The organism is Arenibacter latericius DSM 15913 (assembly GCF_000424985.1).
Classification (GTDB): domain Bacteria; phylum Bacteroidota; class Bacteroidia; order Flavobacteriales; family Flavobacteriaceae; genus Arenibacter; species Arenibacter latericius.
Genome location: NZ_AUKX01000012.1, coordinates 95832 through 112442, shown reverse-complemented (window position 1 = coordinate 112442; position 16611 = coordinate 95832). Strand labels below are relative to the sequence as shown.

At 34.9% G+C, this 16611-nt stretch carries 18 protein-coding genes and 1 pseudogene; 5 read left to right on the top strand and 14 right to left on the bottom strand.

Translation table 11 applies throughout. The features are described from left to right. Nucleotides 1-161 precede the first annotated feature (161 nt). Nucleotides 162-827: an endonuclease III domain-containing protein gene (locus H344_RS0107760; protein WP_026809806.1), complete on the bottom strand. Its 666-nt coding sequence runs from the start codon at nucleotides 825-827 to the stop codon at nucleotides 162-164. A gap of 85 nt (nucleotides 828-912) precedes the next feature. Here H344_RS0107760 and bcp point away from each other — a divergent pair, with 85 nt between their 5' ends. Then, the gene (gene bcp, locus H344_RS0107755; protein ID WP_026809805.1) at nucleotides 913-1362 is read left to right on the top strand and encodes a thioredoxin-dependent thiol peroxidase; all 450 of its coding nucleotides are present in this window, start codon (nucleotides 913-915) and stop codon (nucleotides 1360-1362) included. 82 nt (nucleotides 1363-1444) lie between these two features. Here the strand turns inward: bcp and H344_RS19850 are convergent, their stop codons facing one another. Next, entirely contained in the window at nucleotides 1445-2926 is a 1482-nt protein-coding gene (locus tag H344_RS19850) for a TonB-dependent receptor (RefSeq protein WP_394330141.1), read from the bottom strand. Between the two features lie 98 nt (nucleotides 2927-3024). Between H344_RS19850 and H344_RS0107745 the strand changes: the two genes are divergently transcribed. Continuing rightward, on the top strand, nucleotides 3025-3789 hold the full coding sequence (locus H344_RS0107745) for an MBL fold metallo-hydrolase (protein WP_026809804.1): 765 nt from the start codon (nucleotides 3025-3027) through the stop codon (nucleotides 3787-3789). Between the two features lie 83 nt (nucleotides 3790-3872). Then, entirely contained in the window at nucleotides 3873-4364 is a 492-nt protein-coding gene (locus tag H344_RS0107740; protein WP_026809803.1) for a hypothetical protein, read from the top strand. A gap of 143 nt (nucleotides 4365-4507) precedes the next feature. On the opposite strand, the gene H344_RS0107735 is transcribed toward H344_RS0107740, so the two are convergent. The 12 genes and pseudogenes from H344_RS0107735 to H344_RS0107680 all read right to left on the bottom strand — a co-directional run bounded on the left by H344_RS0107735 (nucleotide 4508) and on the right by H344_RS0107680 (nucleotide 15022). After that, a complete protein-coding gene (locus H344_RS0107735; protein WP_026809802.1) occupies nucleotides 4508-5167 on the bottom strand; it encodes an alpha/beta hydrolase in 660 nt (219 codons plus the stop codon). Nucleotide 5168: 1 nt separating this feature from the next. After that, complete coding sequence (locus tag H344_RS0107730; RefSeq protein ID WP_026809801.1) at nucleotides 5169-5495, bottom strand: hypothetical protein; 327 nt, start codon at nucleotides 5493-5495, stop codon at nucleotides 5169-5171. An 83-nt stretch (nucleotides 5496-5578) separates the two neighbouring features. After that, nucleotides 5579-5893 carry a DUF4870 domain-containing protein gene (locus tag H344_RS0107725; RefSeq protein WP_026809800.1) on the bottom strand — a complete coding sequence of 105 codons (315 nt, stop codon included), beginning with the start codon at nucleotides 5891-5893 and terminating at the stop codon, nucleotides 5579-5581. Nucleotides 5894-5922: 29 nt separating this feature from the next. Then, nucleotides 5923-7176 (bottom strand): dihydroorotase, encoded by a 1254-nt coding sequence (locus H344_RS0107720; RefSeq protein ID WP_026809799.1) that lies wholly within the window; start codon nucleotides 7174-7176, stop codon nucleotides 5923-5925. Then, on the bottom strand, nucleotides 7176-9095 hold the full coding sequence (locus tag H344_RS0107715; RefSeq protein ID WP_026809798.1) for a BatA domain-containing protein: 1920 nt from the start codon (nucleotides 9093-9095) through the stop codon (nucleotides 7176-7178). The genes H344_RS0107720 and H344_RS0107715 overlap by 1 nt, the downstream gene beginning before the upstream one ends. Before the next feature lie 196 nt (nucleotides 9096-9291). After that, complete coding sequence (locus H344_RS0107710) at nucleotides 9292-10299, bottom strand: glycosyltransferase family 2 protein (RefSeq protein WP_026809797.1); 1008 nt, start codon at nucleotides 10297-10299, stop codon at nucleotides 9292-9294. A 16-nt stretch (nucleotides 10300-10315) separates the two neighbouring features. Beyond that, nucleotides 10316-11410 (bottom strand): family 20 glycosylhydrolase, encoded by a 1095-nt coding sequence (locus H344_RS0107705; protein WP_026809796.1) that lies wholly within the window; start codon nucleotides 11408-11410, stop codon nucleotides 10316-10318. A 98-nt stretch (nucleotides 11411-11508) separates the two neighbouring features. Continuing rightward, nucleotides 11509-12048 (bottom strand): annotated as a pseudogene (locus tag H344_RS19845) (SGNH/GDSL hydrolase family protein). A gap of 298 nt (nucleotides 12049-12346) precedes the next feature. After that, nucleotides 12347-12829 carry a hypothetical protein gene (locus H344_RS0107695; RefSeq protein ID WP_026809795.1) on the bottom strand — a complete coding sequence of 161 codons (483 nt, stop codon included), beginning with the start codon at nucleotides 12827-12829 and terminating at the stop codon, nucleotides 12347-12349. Between the two features lie 212 nt (nucleotides 12830-13041). Then, the gene (locus H344_RS0107690) at nucleotides 13042-13806 is read right to left on the bottom strand and encodes a TIGR02757 family protein (RefSeq protein WP_026809794.1); all 765 of its coding nucleotides are present in this window, start codon (nucleotides 13804-13806) and stop codon (nucleotides 13042-13044) included. Next, nucleotides 13803-14357, bottom strand: coding sequence for a CPBP family intramembrane glutamic endopeptidase (locus tag H344_RS0107685; RefSeq protein ID WP_026809793.1), 555 nt, complete (start codon nucleotides 14355-14357; stop codon nucleotides 13803-13805). Before H344_RS0107685 ends, H344_RS0107690 begins: the two co-directional genes overlap by 4 nt. Before the next feature lie 2 nt (nucleotides 14358-14359). Continuing rightward, nucleotides 14360-15022, bottom strand: a complete 663-nt coding sequence (locus H344_RS0107680; protein ID WP_026809792.1) for an ABC transporter ATP-binding protein — start codon at nucleotides 15020-15022, stop codon at nucleotides 14360-14362. Between the two features lie 357 nt (nucleotides 15023-15379). Here H344_RS0107680 and folE point away from each other — a divergent pair, with 357 nt between their 5' ends. Both folE and H344_RS0107670 read left to right on the top strand, forming a co-directional pair. Then, entirely contained in the window at nucleotides 15380-15979 is a 600-nt protein-coding gene (folE, locus tag H344_RS0107675) for a GTP cyclohydrolase I FolE (RefSeq protein ID WP_026809791.1), read from the top strand. A 71-nt stretch (nucleotides 15980-16050) separates the two neighbouring features. Continuing rightward, nucleotides 16051-16356, top strand: a complete 306-nt coding sequence (locus tag H344_RS0107670) for a hypothetical protein (RefSeq protein ID WP_026809790.1) — start codon at nucleotides 16051-16053, stop codon at nucleotides 16354-16356. Nucleotides 16357-16611 lie beyond the last annotated feature (255 nt).

The following is a 16611-nucleotide window of genomic DNA, read 5'->3' as shown; positions in this document are numbered from 1 at the left end:
GATTAGTACCTGGATTTTTATCGCAGGCAAGTTTATAAAATAAAGCGTTTAGTTTACCCTCTATTTTCTACTTACACAGTTTATGGTCTAGTCCCTATCTATTGCCTTATGCATTTTACCTAAGGAAATTTAAATAACACTAGAATTATAATTTAACTTTCTTATTTTCTGTTTTTCTTCGTCTTATAATAGTCCTTTATCACTTCTTTTCTGCCAATAGTTTTGGTAATAATATCCTTTTCTAGATCCCATCCTCGGGCAGGGGAATATTCTCTACCATACCATATAATTTGTAAGTGAAGATCATTCCATAGTTCTTTTGGGAATAATCTTTTAGCATCTCTTTCCGTTTGCACAACATTTTTACCGTTAGAAAATCCCCAACGGTACATCAATCTATGGATATGAGTATCTACCGGAAATGCAGGGATACCAAATGCTTGAGCAACTACTACACTAGCTGTTTTATGGCCTACAGCTGGAAACTCCTTCAACAGTTCTATATCTTTTGGAACAATTCCATCGTATTTTTCTATAAGTATTTTAGAGAGTCCATGGATTCCTTTAGCTTTCATTGGAGATAGACCAACAGGTTTAATAATTTCTCTAATCTCATCAACAGTTAACTTTACCATATCATAAGGGTTATCTGCTTTTTCAAATAATAATGGAGTTATCATATTCACCCTTACATCTGTACTTTGTGCGGAAAGAAGCACTGCAATAAGCAGTGTATACGGATCCTTATGGTCTAGAGGGGTAGGAATGGTAGGGTATATTTCCTTTAAAGTTTTTATAGCGAAGTCTACTTTTTCTCTTTTAGTCATTAAATGTGTAATTTTATAAAAAAATATGAAATTGGGCTATGGATAGACCAATTTCCAAAGTAACAAAATTATTTAAGATACTAATATGAATACATTAAAAGTAGGGGATAAGGTACCTTCATTTTCAGCTAAGGACCAAGATGGAAACACAATTAATTTGTCTGATTATGAAGGAAAGAAATTGATAGTTTTTTTCTATCCCAAGGCAAGTACCCCTGGCTGTACGGCGGAGGCCTGTAATTTAAGGGATAATTATTCTGAATTACAAGCGCAAGGATATGAGTTATTGGGGGTAAGCGCAGATTCTCAAAAAAGACAGTCGAATTTTAGAAATAAATACGACTTCCCATTTCCTTTATTGGCCGATGAAGACCATACGGTTTTAAATACCTTTGGTGTTTGGGGACCTAAACAATTTATGGGAAGGAAATATGACGGCATACATAGAATGACTTTTGTAATAGATGAGAATGGTGTAGTGTCTAAGGTAATAGATAAGGTTAAGACTAAGGACCACGCTGCTCAAATAGTATAAAACACGCGTAAAAAAAAGCCGGTCCAAAATTAAGCGTTATGCGCTATTTTTGGACCGGCTATTTTCTTTTAAATAGGTGGTGTTAGACCTTCTCTTTTTTACCTTCTGCTTCTTGCTCTTCTTCACCTTCTAGTAATTCGCTTTTTCGGGTGAAAAGATTTTTCTTTTTAATGATTTCAGCTATTCCCTCTGGTAAAACGGATTCCCATCCTTCTTCGCCATTCATTATCTTTTGCAATACATCTCTAGAGAAAACATGTAGAATTTCTGGATCGTAATCTATAATATCCATTACTTTCCCATTGTACTTAAAGAATTTGTACAATTCTTTCATTCTAGGGTGTACTTTAACGGTATTACTGGTCATAACCTGCCCCGTTTCTTCATTTCTCATTGGATATAGATATACCTTAAGGTCTTTAAAGAATAACTTTCCAAAGGCTTCTAAAATACCTCCGCTTAGGTGTCGGTAATACTTTTCATCAAATATATCCACAAGGTTGTTTACGCCCATGGTAAGACCAATCTTGGCTTTGGTATAATTGCTAAAATATTCTACCAATTTATAATATTCCTGAAACTTAGATATCATTATCGTATGTCCTAAGGAGCATAAAAGCTCTGCGCGGTCCATAAAATCTTGTTCATCAATTTTTCCGGATGCCTTGAGGTTAGATAAAGTAATCTCAAAAATAACTACCGTGTTATCTTCCTCTACCTTAGGTTCCCTGATAAATATTTCATAGGATTTTTTAAACATATCCATATTTACCTTGGTCACTGGTCTAAAGCTACCCCTAAGTGCTAAAATATTCTTTTTGTAAAGAATGGTTGCAGGGAGAAGGTTATTGCCATCGGGGCCAAACATTACCGCATCGGTCATGTTATTCTTAATTAACTCCAGGCTCATCAACCTATTGTCTACATTAGCAAAATTAGGTCCGGAGAAATTTACTATATCAATTTCTACGGTATCCTTGTCAATATGGTCATAGAGGTACCTTAATAATTTAGTAGGCTTATTATACTTATAAAAAGCACCGTAAATAAGATTTACTCCTACAATACCTAAGGTTTCCTGTTGTAATCGGGCTTCATTTTGCTTAAACCTAATATGTAGGATAATCTCGTTAAGATCTTTCTGATTAGGATCTAATTGATACCTAATACCAATCCACCCATGACCTTTATAGCGTTTAGAAAAATCTATTGTAGCAACGGTGTTTGCATAGGAAAAAAATAATCTTTCAGGATGCTTTTCACGGCTGATTCTGTTTTCCATATGCTCCATCTCATGATTCAACATTTTGTTCAACCTGGATTGGGTTACATATCTGCCATCCTCCTCAACCCCATAAATAGCATCACTAAAATCCTTGTCATAGGCACTCATTGCCTTCGCAATAGTCCCTGATGCCCCTCCAGATCTAAAAAAATGTGCGGAGGTTTCTTGTCCGGCACCAATTTCGGAAAAGGTCCCATAAATATCAGGGTTCAGATTAATACGTAAGGTTTTCGCCTTAATAGACGGAACGTTGGTAAATGCAATCTCTTTTTTCAAAATAATTTGGTATAATAGCTTATTTGCTTTGCACAAAGTTAATAAGATAACACTATCTATTAAATAAATAAATTATAAATTTGAATTAAACAATAATTAGCTTGAAAATTACATTTTTAGGAACCGGTACATCGCAGGGCATTCCTGTTATTGGTAGTAAGCATCCTGTTTGTCTTAGCGATAATCCAAAGGATAAAAGGCTACGTGTATCTGTATTAGTGTCTTGGGACAATTATAATTACGTAATAGACTGTGGACCCGATTTTAGACAGCAAATGCTGACTAACAATGTGGTAAAGATAGATGGTATCTTATTTACTCATGAGCATGCAGACCATACTGCAGGGATAGATGATATAAGACCCTTTTTTTTTAGACAGGGAGATATTCCAATTTATGGACATAAAAGAGTTATTGCTTCGTTAATGAAACGATTTGATTATATCTTTGCCGATGAAAACAGATACCCTGGTGCTCCAGGTGTAGAAGTTAATACCATTGAAAATCATAAGCCTTTTAAAATAGGAAATTTAATGGCTATACCTGTTGATGCTCAGCACAATAGACTACAGGTATTTGGGTTTAGAATACGGGATTTTGTATATCTCACAGACGTAAAAAGCATTGAAAAAGTAGAAATGGAAAAAATAAAGGGTGTAAAGGTGTTGGTTGTTAATGCATTGCGTATAGAGCCGCATCATTCCCATTTTAACTTAGAAGAAGCTTTAGAATTTATAGACGCTATTAAACCCAAAACCGCTTATTTAACTCATATAAGTCACTTGTTGGGATTCCATGATGAAGTGGAGAAGAAATTACCACAAAATGTCCATTTGGCTTACGATAACCTCACAATAGAGTGCTAGGCATTAAATTTTTTTGTAACGGCTTATAATAAAGAACCCTTTAAACGTAATCTCCCTATTTTAAATATCAATTAATTTCAACTATGAAACAAAAAATTTTCTTTTACTTATTTTTATTTATTTCTTTAATCGCGCTATATCAATTTATTAGCACTAATAATATGGTGAAGGCTAAGAATGGGTTGATAGAAGCCAAGGCTGAAAAATTGGAGGTATTAGAAGATTCTATAAGGGGGCTTCAGGTAAAGGTAATGGATATGCAATATTTTTCATTGGATAACAATGATGATGCGTTGTCATATTATGATCATCTGAAATTAGATTCTCCAAGTTCTTATATTACAGACAAGTTGTTGGAAACGAATGAGAGTAAAGGAAACAATCCCTTGGTGCCTTATGAGGGAATGGAAGGTGATTTTAAAATCAATAAAATAAAAGTATTAAATCACAAGTGGATTTTAGCCGATTTTTCTGATGGTAAATTTTGGGGAGAACTATTGATTAAGTACGAATTAAAGGATGATCTTGGAGTAGATTTTACCCTTATTGATCACCTGCTGTATACTAGGAGCTAAACGAATTTTAACAACTATAATTTAGTGTGCTAAATTTACATACAATGTAGATGGTATACTATTAATAAATAAGGTCGATACCTCTCAAAAGAAAAGGTGTCGACCTTATTTATTTTAATTTTACAAAGTGGGGATGATACAACTTAGATTTTATCTTCTAACCACTTTTTAAAAGAATGGAAGTTTTGTGGTGCAACTCCATGGCCAACAGGAAACTCTTCGTATACATGTTCTATTCCAAGCTCAGTTAACATTTCTGGTACTTTTTGAGCCCATGAAACCGGAATTACCTGATCTACGCTCCCGTGAGAGGCATAAATTTTAAGATGTTTAAAATCGTTTTCCTGATAGTTTTCAGAAAGCATTGAAGGGCTAATATATCCACTTAAAGCGATTACATTTTTAACCAATTGTGGATAGCTAAGTGCTACGGCGTAACTTAAGATTGTCCCTTGACTAAAACCTAATAGAGTTACATTAGTATCATCCAAACCATAAGTACTACAGGCTTCTTCTATAAATCCCTTAATTTTATCGCGGGAAAGTTTTGCCTGTTCATCATCATTCCACTTCCCTTTACTTGCTTCAAAATTAATTGCATACCACATATTACCAAATGGTTGCATAGGGTAGGGGGCTCTTACTGAGATGATGCATAATTCTTTTGGTAGCTCTGGCGAAAAGGAAAATAAATCCTCCTCATTACTTCCATAGCCATGGAACATAAAAAGAACCGGAGCTTTACCATTTGTTATGTTTGATGGTCTTATAAGATGTTCTAAAGAAAGTGTTGCTGTTGTCATTTTAAGATATAAAAGTGAACCATTTTTGAAAATAGGGGCCAAGAACAGGTACTTCCTGTTTCTTGTCGTTTAAAGCACCTAAGAAACCATAGAACCACATTACAATATAAAAGACGTAAAGTCCGTACCAGGCGTATTCACTGTACCAATTACTTAGAAAAATGGCGACACCTAAGAAAACAAGGTGTAATCCAAAGGCTTGGCGGGTATGAAATCTTGCAAATTCGTTTTTTGGTTCGGAGTTCATAGAAATGGCTATTAGCGCCCCAACCATAGTCATATAGGCAACTATTGCGGTTGTTTTCCCCTCTTTTACTGTTTCATTCATGTAGGCAAAGTTACTTCAACTTTAAATTAAAAACATAAATAGAGGCCTATAAAAGACCTCTACTTATATGATTATTGTAAATTTTATTTTCCTATACTTCCAATTAAAGGTAGATCTTCTAGTTTTCCACTATTCGCATTTATTACGCCTAATATGGCAAATCCGAATGGGACCCATCTAAGTAAACCTAAAAAACCTATCCCTAATAAGGAAAACAGGAATAAGACGATGCTAATAATTAATGAAAGAATCCACACTCTTATAGATTGTTCTATATGAAATTGGACAAATGCATTTTTCTTATTGCTATTTACTATAAGGGCAATAATTAAACCTATTACAAATAGGTAACTTACCATTGCCATAGTCTTACCTTCATTAATTGTTTTTTGATCCATTTGGTGTTGTTTAGTCTATAAACTCAAAGTTAGTGAATTAATTGGTCGTTCCCTATTATCCCTAATGCCCTTCCCTTCATTTTGCTATCTAAGAATGCGCTATTTTTAGAGCTAGATAGGATATCGTCTTCTGTAAAGGTATATTCAATATCGGGATTAAACAGAGTGAGTACCGCTTTTTCACCAACCTTAAGGCTTGGGTTTGGTATACCGTATCGTTCTCTTCCCTTGGTTAGAAGGGCTATGACTGTTTCTAAATCAAAAATGGAATTAAGCATTCCAAAAGCACTTTCTAAACCTATGGTTCCGTTAGCTGCATTGTCAAACTCCACTCTCTTAAGTTCAATATCCATAGGTCTGTGATCTGTGGTGACAAAATCTATCACCCCATCTTTAAGACCTCTTATCAAAGCCTTGCAATCTTCACTTGTTCTAAGAGGTGGCATTAGCTTGTATCTAGAATCAAAACCAACCAATGTCTCATCTGTAAAGCAAAGATTATGGATGGCTACACTACAACTAACATCTAGTCCTTTCTTCTTAGCCTCTGCTATTAATTTTACAGATTTGGCTGTAGATATTGTTGGTATGTGTAATTTTCCACCGGTATATTCTAGAATAAATAGGTCTCTTGCTAAATTTAATTCTTCTGCCATATGAGGAATTCCTTTTAATCCTAATTTGGTAGAAACCTCCCCTTCGTTTACTATTCCTTTTCCCGCAATTGATCTATTTAAAGGGAAACTATGTACCAAACCATCAAAGTTATGAGCATATTGTATAGCCACCTTCATTAGGTTAGGGTTGCTTGTTGGGCGTTTATAATCGTAAAAGCCAACAGCACCAGCACTTTTCATATCGTATAGTTCTGCTAAACTATCTCCTTCAGACTTTATAGTTAACGCACCAAGAGGATATATATTAACCGCGTTTGATCTAGAGGCATTTTTAAAGAAAACAATATCGGAACTGCTATCTGGAATCGGATTGGTATTTGGGTTAAGAACAATGTCAGTAAAACCACTACGGGCAGCGGTATAGAGTCCGTTGGCAATAGTCTCTCTTTCTTCGTAACCTGGCTCTCCAAAGCTGACTCCGGAGTCGAACCAACCTATAGAAACATGCAGGTTCTTGTGTTCAATTATTTTTACATCATCGCTAACCTCTAATATAGGCGCAATTTCCTTAATGATACCGTCTACAATATGAATATCCCACTTTTTAAAATGATAATCAGGGTTAGAAGAATCTACTATTGTGGCGGATTTTAAGAGTATGTTCATTATAAATATTTTTGGATAAGAACTTCTATTATGATAAATGCCAACGCTAAAGTAATAAACCATTTCCAAAGCTCCTTTATGCTATGGTCACTTTCTATTTGTTGAAATAAATGATCTAAGTTTTCATTCACAGAATTGGCGGATAAATCATTCAGATCTAGGTAGTTTAAATTACTTTCATTTCTTGGGTGATTAAAACTTATCATGGCAATATTTTTACCTTCAACTCCAATATTAAAATTTCCAGCTGTATTTGGGAGCTCATCAAATGTTAGTGTTGTTTTGTTTGCATAGGTCTGCTGATAGGGTATAAATTCTGTGTTGCTAGCAGTAACCTTTATAATTTTGTCTTTATCTAAGGTGATAGGTAGGTCCACGATAGTTTTATTGCCAATAATTTCATAAAAATTGGGAAGCTTTAGGCTGTTCCATCCCATATTGTAGAAGGTAGGAACAACCAATGGGGAACGGGTGAAGTTGGAATTGTCTAAAGAAATGGGGGCGGTAAATAGGTAAATTCCGTTCTTGGCTACAAGAAAGGGATCGCCATTATCCAAGGAAAGCAGTTTTGGAAGATTAGAATTTAACTTATAGTGTTTTTTTAGATTGGGATATTGAAAATTAGTTACTTTTTCTTCAAAAACATGCTGGTATAAGGGGTGTTGAAATTCAATCACACTTACTTTTCGTTCCTCGGTGCTTCCTGGAATAAAAGAAGTGTTCAATTGATTTCTAAGGAATACATTATAATTGGTAAGATCTAGATCCAAATGAGGAATAACTACTAGGTTTCCACCATTTTTAATAAAAGATTGAAGCGTATTCTGTAAAGCCGTAGGAATTTGTTTTAATTCGTTAAGTATAATTAAGTTTTGTGAGTCCAATTCCCCATAATTCAAGGATTTTAATAGAAATTCAGAATAGTTAAATTCGTCCTCCCCAAAAATTCGACTTAAAAAAGGACTCGGTACTTCGCTGACAGATAATACGTTGATTTTCTCCTTTTTGCTGACATTAAAAAAGAGGTAGTTATCATATTCTAGGCCTGAATCGGATATTGTAATTTTTCCCTCAATAGGTTCATTAGACGGGAGTGTAAAAACAACACTACTTTTAAGGTTTTCATTAAAGGTTGCCGATGTTTTTGCTATTAACTTATCTCCATTATATAAGGAAACTGGAAGGTTTTCTCTAATGCCGCTACTAATAAGCTCACAAATTAGATTCATGCTTTCCGGATTAACGTCTGTTACATAGACGGTATCTATTGAAGCATTAGCTAGATCTTTTGATTGAGCTTGTACTAAATGAAGGTTTATATTTTTTAAAGAATCTAAAGCTAAGGTTGGGGTGTGACTTTGAAAATCGGATATAACGATTAATTCATTATTTGGATCTTCACGGTCTCTAATTAGGCTTTTGGCTTTTAGATTCACTTCATCTAAAGACAATTGATTCCCGGTATAGGTTAAGGAGAGCAGGTCGTTTTTAATATCGTCTGTTTTTATATCCTTAAAAAGCTGGTCATTAGTAAAGAGACTGAAATTACGCTCTGCAGGCATGGACTTCAATAGCTTCTGAACCTTGTTTTCTAAAAGAGTGCCAGTATCATCAGCCGCCTGCATACTAAAAGAATTATCTAAGTAAACTATGATCTGACTATTTTTTAAGGCCGATTTCCCAGGAAAGAAAGGCTGAGCAAAAGCGAAGATGAGGGCAGTAAACAATAGTAGACGAGTGAAAAGTAAGAGCCACTTTTTTAGGCTTTTACTTTTTCTAGATTCTGCAATTACCTTTTTAAGAACCTTAACATTGGTAAATGGGGTTTTGGTAAATCTTCGAAGTTGGAATAGGTGAATGAAAATAGGGATAAGCAATAAAAAAAGCGACCAAAGAACTTCCGGATGTTTAAACAGCATTCCCAAATTTAATTTTTCAAATATAAGAAAGATATTAAAGGGCGATCTAAAATTTATACTAGGAATTCACAAGGAAAACTATTAATGAAGTATAATAAAGTAAGTAGGTGTCGCCTATTTGCGGTTTTGTATCAACTATTACTATTAATAAGTAGCTTTTGATTAATTAATAGGAGAAATTATTCTGAACGAGTACTTAACAAAAGAAAAAATAATCCTTAGTGGAGACTTTGTTCAATCCCGATAAGTAGTCTCGTATAAACTCTTGGGCTTCCTTATTAGCAACGGTGATTATTATTTGTGCGTTTTCTAGTTTGTTTAGAGTCCTATAGTGTTGCATGGTTACGCCATAGATATCGTTCCCAATTTTATTTGAATTATTACATATCCAGATAAACTCTATCTTTCTTTTATTCAGGTTTTTGGCAATTTTTTTCCCTTTCTTTCCTGCTCCCCAAATTACCAACGGCCTACTATTGTTTCGGTCTAGTTTAAGAAAGTAGGAAAGCTTTATATCTATGAAATTGTTTTCTGCGTAATGATGATGTGTTCTTGAGGTCCGCTGACTATAGTCGCGCCAAAAATGCAAAATAACATTTGAGGGTATACATTTTATTCCGTGTTGATAAAAACGAAAAGCTAAGTCGTAATCTTCTGGGTATCTATCAGGTAAAAATGAACCTACAAGGTCTAGATCAGTTTTGTGTACCATCCAGCAAGGAGATGGAATAACACATTCCTTGTATATCTCAGAATAGTTTGAACCAATTTCGGTTAATTTGTTTAGCCACTTTTCGTAACTTTTGTATCCCTTTCCAAGTTTTCTTCCTGAAAAATATTTCACCTTTCCCAAGGCAATGTGTCCTTTACCATTAATTTCTAGGCTTTTAACCATTAATTTCAATTTATTGCTTGCCATTAGGTCGTCGGAGTCCATTCTAGTGATAAAGGTGCCAGTAGCCATAGAGTAGGCTGTCCTTAGGGCTTCAATTATGCCCTGTCCTTTGTTCCTATGAACTTGAATCCTAGAATCATTTTGGACATAACTCTTAATTATTTGGGCACTATTATCGGAAGAATGGTCGTCTATGGCCAGTACTTCCCAATGGGGATAGGTTTGGTTAATAATAGAATCGATGCAAAAGGGTAAAAATGCCTCGGTATCTTTAAAGGGAATAAGAATGCTTACTTTCTGATTGCTCATATAATAGGCTGCTATTTTAATTGGTGGACTTTAATGACAATTCCAACTCATTAATTGCAGCCAACATAGCCTTAAAACAAGCTTCTTGGGACTTTTCATTGCTTCCTTTTTCTGTATGGTAACTCTTAATAAATTCGCTTGCCGATGACCATACTGTTTGCATAACACCCATAAATCGGTCTTTCATTGGGGCAGCCGAATTTTGTTTGAATTGATGCATCATTTCTACTTGAGCTTTTGCTACTGATGGTATTCGCCATGGAGAGCTAATAACGTTTAATCCTTTAAGGGCAAATAGGGCAGGAGTAGGCACCGCTTTCTCGTAATGCCAATCGCAGATAATAACAGATGTATCAATCATATCAATGGCCCTAGCAGTATTATTCATGCTAGCCTCCCACATTCCGATTCCAGAAGAAGCCCCATCTATTAATCTATCTCCCCAAATCCAAAGTTGTTTATCGCTTTTCTTTAGATGCGAATTAATCTTATTGACTTCATTGGCGAATAAGACTGCTGGATCTTTCCCCTTACACCTAGGGCAGTGCGCATCGGCAATATAAAAGACCTCATCCATTCCTGCATGAAAGGCATCTGCCTCAAAGACTTCTATTATTTCATCTATCAAATCAAAGACAACATTATGGATTTCTGGGTGTAATGGGCAGTAGCTCTTACAGTATAAGTCATCTTGGTTAGGCCATTCATATTTCTTTGGCAAGTTTACATGTGGTGTTTCATCAAATTCTGGATAAACTTCCAATAACTTTGAGTTTTGCTCTGCCCAACTTTGATGTCCCAATAAGTTTACTTGTGGTATTAATTTGATTTCATGCTTCTTAGCTGCAGCAACCATTTGCTTTACCTGACTCTTATTTAAGGGAGCCTTTCCCCTTAGTTCTGGTCTAGATTCATATGCATAGTTGTAATCTACCCTTAAAACCAAGGTGTTGATTCCGTTTGGACCTAACTCCTCATCAATAAATCTTACAAACTCATCAACTCCGTTTGACGTTGGTGCAGCAATACAAAGTCCTTTAATTTCAAATAAATCTTGAGCAGACGCTAAGGTAATTGCTAAGAATAGGAAGGGAAGAATGAGCTTTTTCATAGTAATAACAATGGTATAGGTTGGTGTATTATAATCTTAGGAAAATGAATTTCGATAATTAATTATAATCAGCAAAACAACTTACAGGTTGTTATTAATCATTTCATTTTTAAGACCTTGTTGATTGCTTCTTCAATCATTGGTTGCATTACAGAATAGCCTTCCGAAGTGGGATGAACCTCGTCATTTGCATATTTTTTAGGGAGTCCATTCCTATCATCGGCCATTGCTGAAAAGTAATCCAGATATAAAAATCCGTTATTCTCTGCATATTGTTTTAGCATGGCGTTTAAGGCAGGTATTTTTTCATTCGGTTTTAATCCTGGTCGCCATGGATAGTCAAAAGCCGGTAACACTGAAGAAATAATTACTTTAATTCCATTAGCCTGAGCTAATTGAGCCATGGATTAAATATTGCTTACTATCATTTCTAAAGAAGAAGGACCAGTGTTACCAGCAATGTCATTGGTACCTGCTAAGATTACCACTACTTTTGGTTGAAGATCTATTACATCTTGTCTAAATCTTACTAGCATTTGTGGGGTAGTTTGTCCACCAATACCGCGATTGACATAAGGCTTTCCTTCAAAGAATTCTGGACGGGTGTTAAGCCATCCTATAGTAATAGAGTTTCCCATAAAAACAACCCTATTTTCGTCTTCCGTTGGGGGTGCCAACTTTTTATTTTCTTCTTTAAAGCGTTGTAGTCCTGGCCAATCTTGTGCGATACACGTAAGGGTAAATAAAATAGTGAAGGCAAAACAAGCTGCTAATCTAGTTGAAGTTTTCATTTAAGTAGTATTGGTTATTTAGGTTATTATCAATTCTTTATAAAATAAAATTTCATTAATTCACATGATGTTGACTATTTTTAATCCTTTCTTGTAATTATGATATTCATAAGATTGCTCATAACCTACAATAAATACCATTTGGTTATATATCGGAATTGTTAAACCATTCTTTTTCTTTTTGGTTTAAACTTAAATCCTCAAAAATCATGTCTTTTGTAGGTCTTAATTTTACAAGATAAAGAATTAAAAACACCGTTATTACTAAATAAAAAATATTACTGGTCTGCATAAAGGCGAAGATCCCCATGAAGGAGGCGCCTTCTAAAAGTGCAAAACGTATGAGGCTTGCCTGTAAATATTTATTTAATTTTTCTTTTAAGGGGGTTTCCTTGTTTATCGAGGTGAGTGACTTACTATATATAAAATCCCCTCCAAAATAGGCTAGTATCCCTATTATTGGTACTAAATAGATAAATAGGTCATTTTTAGAGGTAAAACCACTGGTGATTTCTCCAATCTGAAGATATACGTAGATTCCGATTAAAAGAAGGACTATCACCAAGGCAGCATGCATTAGGGAAAGGGATGTTATGTATCGTTTTGGCGTTAATGGCTTATTATTCATGAATAAAAGAATTGTGAATTTTACGGTAGAGGAGTTAATTCCATATTTTAAGGCATGCAGGCCATGTTAGGCATATCGTTAAACATAGCTTTGGGGTGTTTTCTTGTACTGGATTAAAATTAGGAATTAATAGCAGTTTAAACCAAATGTTTTACTATTACTATTATTCTAATGGGGACATCCCCTTAATTAGTCCAGAATTCTAATTTAACTTAGAATTTTTCGAAAACACCTAATCCAAACAGTGCAAAATCGTACTTAACTGGATCTAAAGGGTCTAATTTGCGCAGTTGGGTATCTAATTCCAACAAGGCTTTTCCGTCGTTTTGTTTTCTTTTAATCAACCCCAATTTTCTAGCTACATTTCCTGAGTGGACGTCTAGGGGGCAGGATAATTGAGAGGGGCTAATACTTTTCCATATTCCAAAATCTACTCCGGTTTCACTATTCCTTACCATCCATCTTAGAAACATGTTTATTCTTTTTGCTGCTGAGCCCTTAAGGGGATCAGAAACATGCTTAGTAGTACGTGCTTGGTGGGGCAATTCAAAAAACACCGATTTAAATTGGGAAATAGCAGTTTGTAGGGAGTCAGGCTCACTATGTTTGTTAAAAACGCTTTCTAAACCCCCATGATTTATATAGATATTTTTTAAGCTGCGCACAAAATACGTTAAGTCTTCACTATTAAATGTCCGATGAACAAAATCCTGAAATCTATCTAAGTCGGTCTCTTGGTGGTTTAGAATAAAATCGTGGGGAGAAGATCCCATCATCTCCATCATTCTTTCAGCATTTTTTATAATACTTTTTCTATTTCCCCAAGCTATGGTAGCGGTTAGGAAGCCGCTAATCTCAATATCTTCTTTTTTACTGAATTGATGTGGAATTTGTAGTGGATCTGTGGTTAGAAAATCGGGACGATTATACTGTTCGGATTTTGCATCCAAAAACTCCTTTAGTTCTTTTTTTGTCATTCCAAAGGGAGGTTAAAAAGTTTTGTAATTATTAGTAATAAGGTTAAAACTCCATTATGGGCTGCATGGAGGAGTATGGCCCAGCTAAGTCCCATTCTAATTCGAATATATCCCAAGAATACACCCAAGATCATTTGTGGAGCCACAATAATAAAAGACAATGTGTATAATCCTAAAGAAGCCTCGAAATTTAATAAATGTACGCTTCCGAATAGTACTATAGATAGGTAAAAGACATATTTAAAATAACTTTTATTCTTAAACCAAATAAGAGGACCACGGAAAAGGAGTTCTTCAAACACTGGTGCTATAACAACAGTTAAAAGAACAACAGAAAGGGTAGACATTTCAAAAAGCATTTCACTGGCATGTGCGCCTAGGTCAATTCCCAATATTTCCGTAATGAGTACACTAAATACGTTTAAAGAAAACCCCAAAACTAGCCCTAATATCAAGAGCTGGTAAACTACATTTAGTTTGGTTCCTGTAGAAATATGTCGCCATTGGACACCATCTGGTGATTTAAGAAAGCTCCATACTCGTTTAAGCATGTCTATTTTGTTATGGAGCCATCTACCATGGTCAGTTTTCTGTCTGCCATATTAGCAAGCTCTTCATTATGTGTAACGATAACAAACGTCTGGCCAAACTTATCTCTTAGGTCAAAGAACAATTTATGTAAATTATCGGCACTTTCAGTGTCTAGGTTTCCACTAGGTTCATCGGCAAAGACAACTACAGGGTCGTTTACTAGAGCTCGGGCAACCGCTACTCGTTGTTGTTCTCCCCCTGAGAGTTCATTAGGTTTGTGTTGCAATCTATGGGAAAGCCCTAAGAAATTAAGAAGCTCAGTGGCTTTTTTCTCTGCTTCACTTTTTTTTGTTCCTTTTATAAAGGCAGGAATACACACGTTCTCTAGGGCTGTAAACTCTGGTAGCAGCTGGTGAAATTGAAAAATAAATCCAATATGGTTATTCCTGAATTTTGCTAGTGCTTTTTCTGAAAGCCTATTTACTGCTTCTCCATTTATTAGAAGGTCACTTTCGTTTTTGTTGCTCTGTACATCTAAGGTGCCTAAAATCTGTAATAGCGTTGTTTTTCCTGCACCAGAAGGGCCAACAATAGAAATTACTTCGCCTTTTTTTATATGGAGTTCAACCTCTTTTAAAACCTGAAGGCTACCGTAAAATTTATTAATGTTTGTTGCTTTAATCATCCTGAGAATATATGGTTCGAAAGTAAGCAATCCCGTTAAAAGCGCAAAACGTTTAACTTGCCTTATCAAATGTTGTTTAATAAATTAAAATTAAGGGAAATTAGAGCGGAGTGGAGAATAAAATTAATAAATACGATTTTTGTGTGATTTTAGTAGTGAATTTACATTTTAGTTAGTCAATCTTGATCTATATGTATAACCTGAATGCTTAAATTATGTACATAACCATCATAGATTTTGTTACAATTTTCACTTATTTAAACTCTTCTAAAAAAAAGAAATGCTAATTTCGTGGATTAGGCTGCTAAAAATTGGATAAGTTTAGCAGAATTGTATAAAATAAGATAACAACAAGGTATGGCATCATATAAAAACCTAGAAGAATATAACTTAGAAATTACAGACGAGGTAAAAACGAGGTATAGATCTATTATTAATGAAATAGGAGAAGACGTAGAGAGGGAAGGCCTGTTAAAAACCCCGGAGAGAGCAGCAAAGGCCATGCTATTTTTAACTCAAGGCTATAAGCAAGATGCTGTTGAAATTTTGGAGGGAGCCCTATTTAAAGAGTCTTATGATGATATGGTGATCATAAAAGATATAGAACTGTATTCTTTGTGCGAGCATCATATGCTACCTTTCTTTGGAAAAGCCCATATCGCCTATATTCCTGATGGTCAAATTGTAGGTTTAAGTAAAATTCCAAGAGTGGTTGATGTTTTTGCTAGACGTTTGCAAGTACAGGAAAGGCTAACGCATGATATTCTAGAGTGTTTAAATAATACCCTTAAACCAAAAGGTGTGGCAGTTGTAATAGAGGCATCGCATATGTGTATGATGATGAGGGGGGTGCAAAAGCAGAACTCGGTAACTACTACCTCTGGTTTTAGAGGGCAATTTGAGAAAATAGAAACAAGGAATGAATTTTTAAAACTGATTAGTTCAGACCTATCTTAGCTAGAGAAGTGTAACCATAATTTTTGGCATATTAATTGATTTTATCTGACGTATAATTCTAACTATTATGTATGTCTGTTTCCAAAAACAATAAAAATAAAAATCTCTTATTAGGAATTTTGTTCGATGCCATAGGGATGATTTCCTTTGTTATTCCTGGGATAGGAGAGTTTTCCGATATTATTTGGGCTCCTATTGCTGGTTGGTTAATGACTAGAATGTACAAAGGAAGTATGGGAAGAGCAGCAGCCGTAGTAGCCTTTATTGAAGAATTGTCTCCAGGCCTAGATTTTATCCCTTCTTTCACGCTAATGTGGTGTTATACCTATTTGATTAAACCTTCCAAAATAGAGGATTTTGTACAATCTAAAAAGTAGGGCAAATTATTTATTGATAAAATTAGGTTGATCCTTAGCGTTAGGCAGAACCACTCGGATGAATTCTGAACATATCCTAAAAATTAGTTATAGGGTAGCCTTATATTTATATTATTCTCTACTTTTACAAAGAGTGTAGAAAGGGCTAAACATCTACCAATATTTATTCGAAAGCACCGCCAAAATGGTGTAGAATATGAAAATTAATTGCCAAAATCTTGGGTAGATGATTTTCTATAATCTTAAATTGCCTTT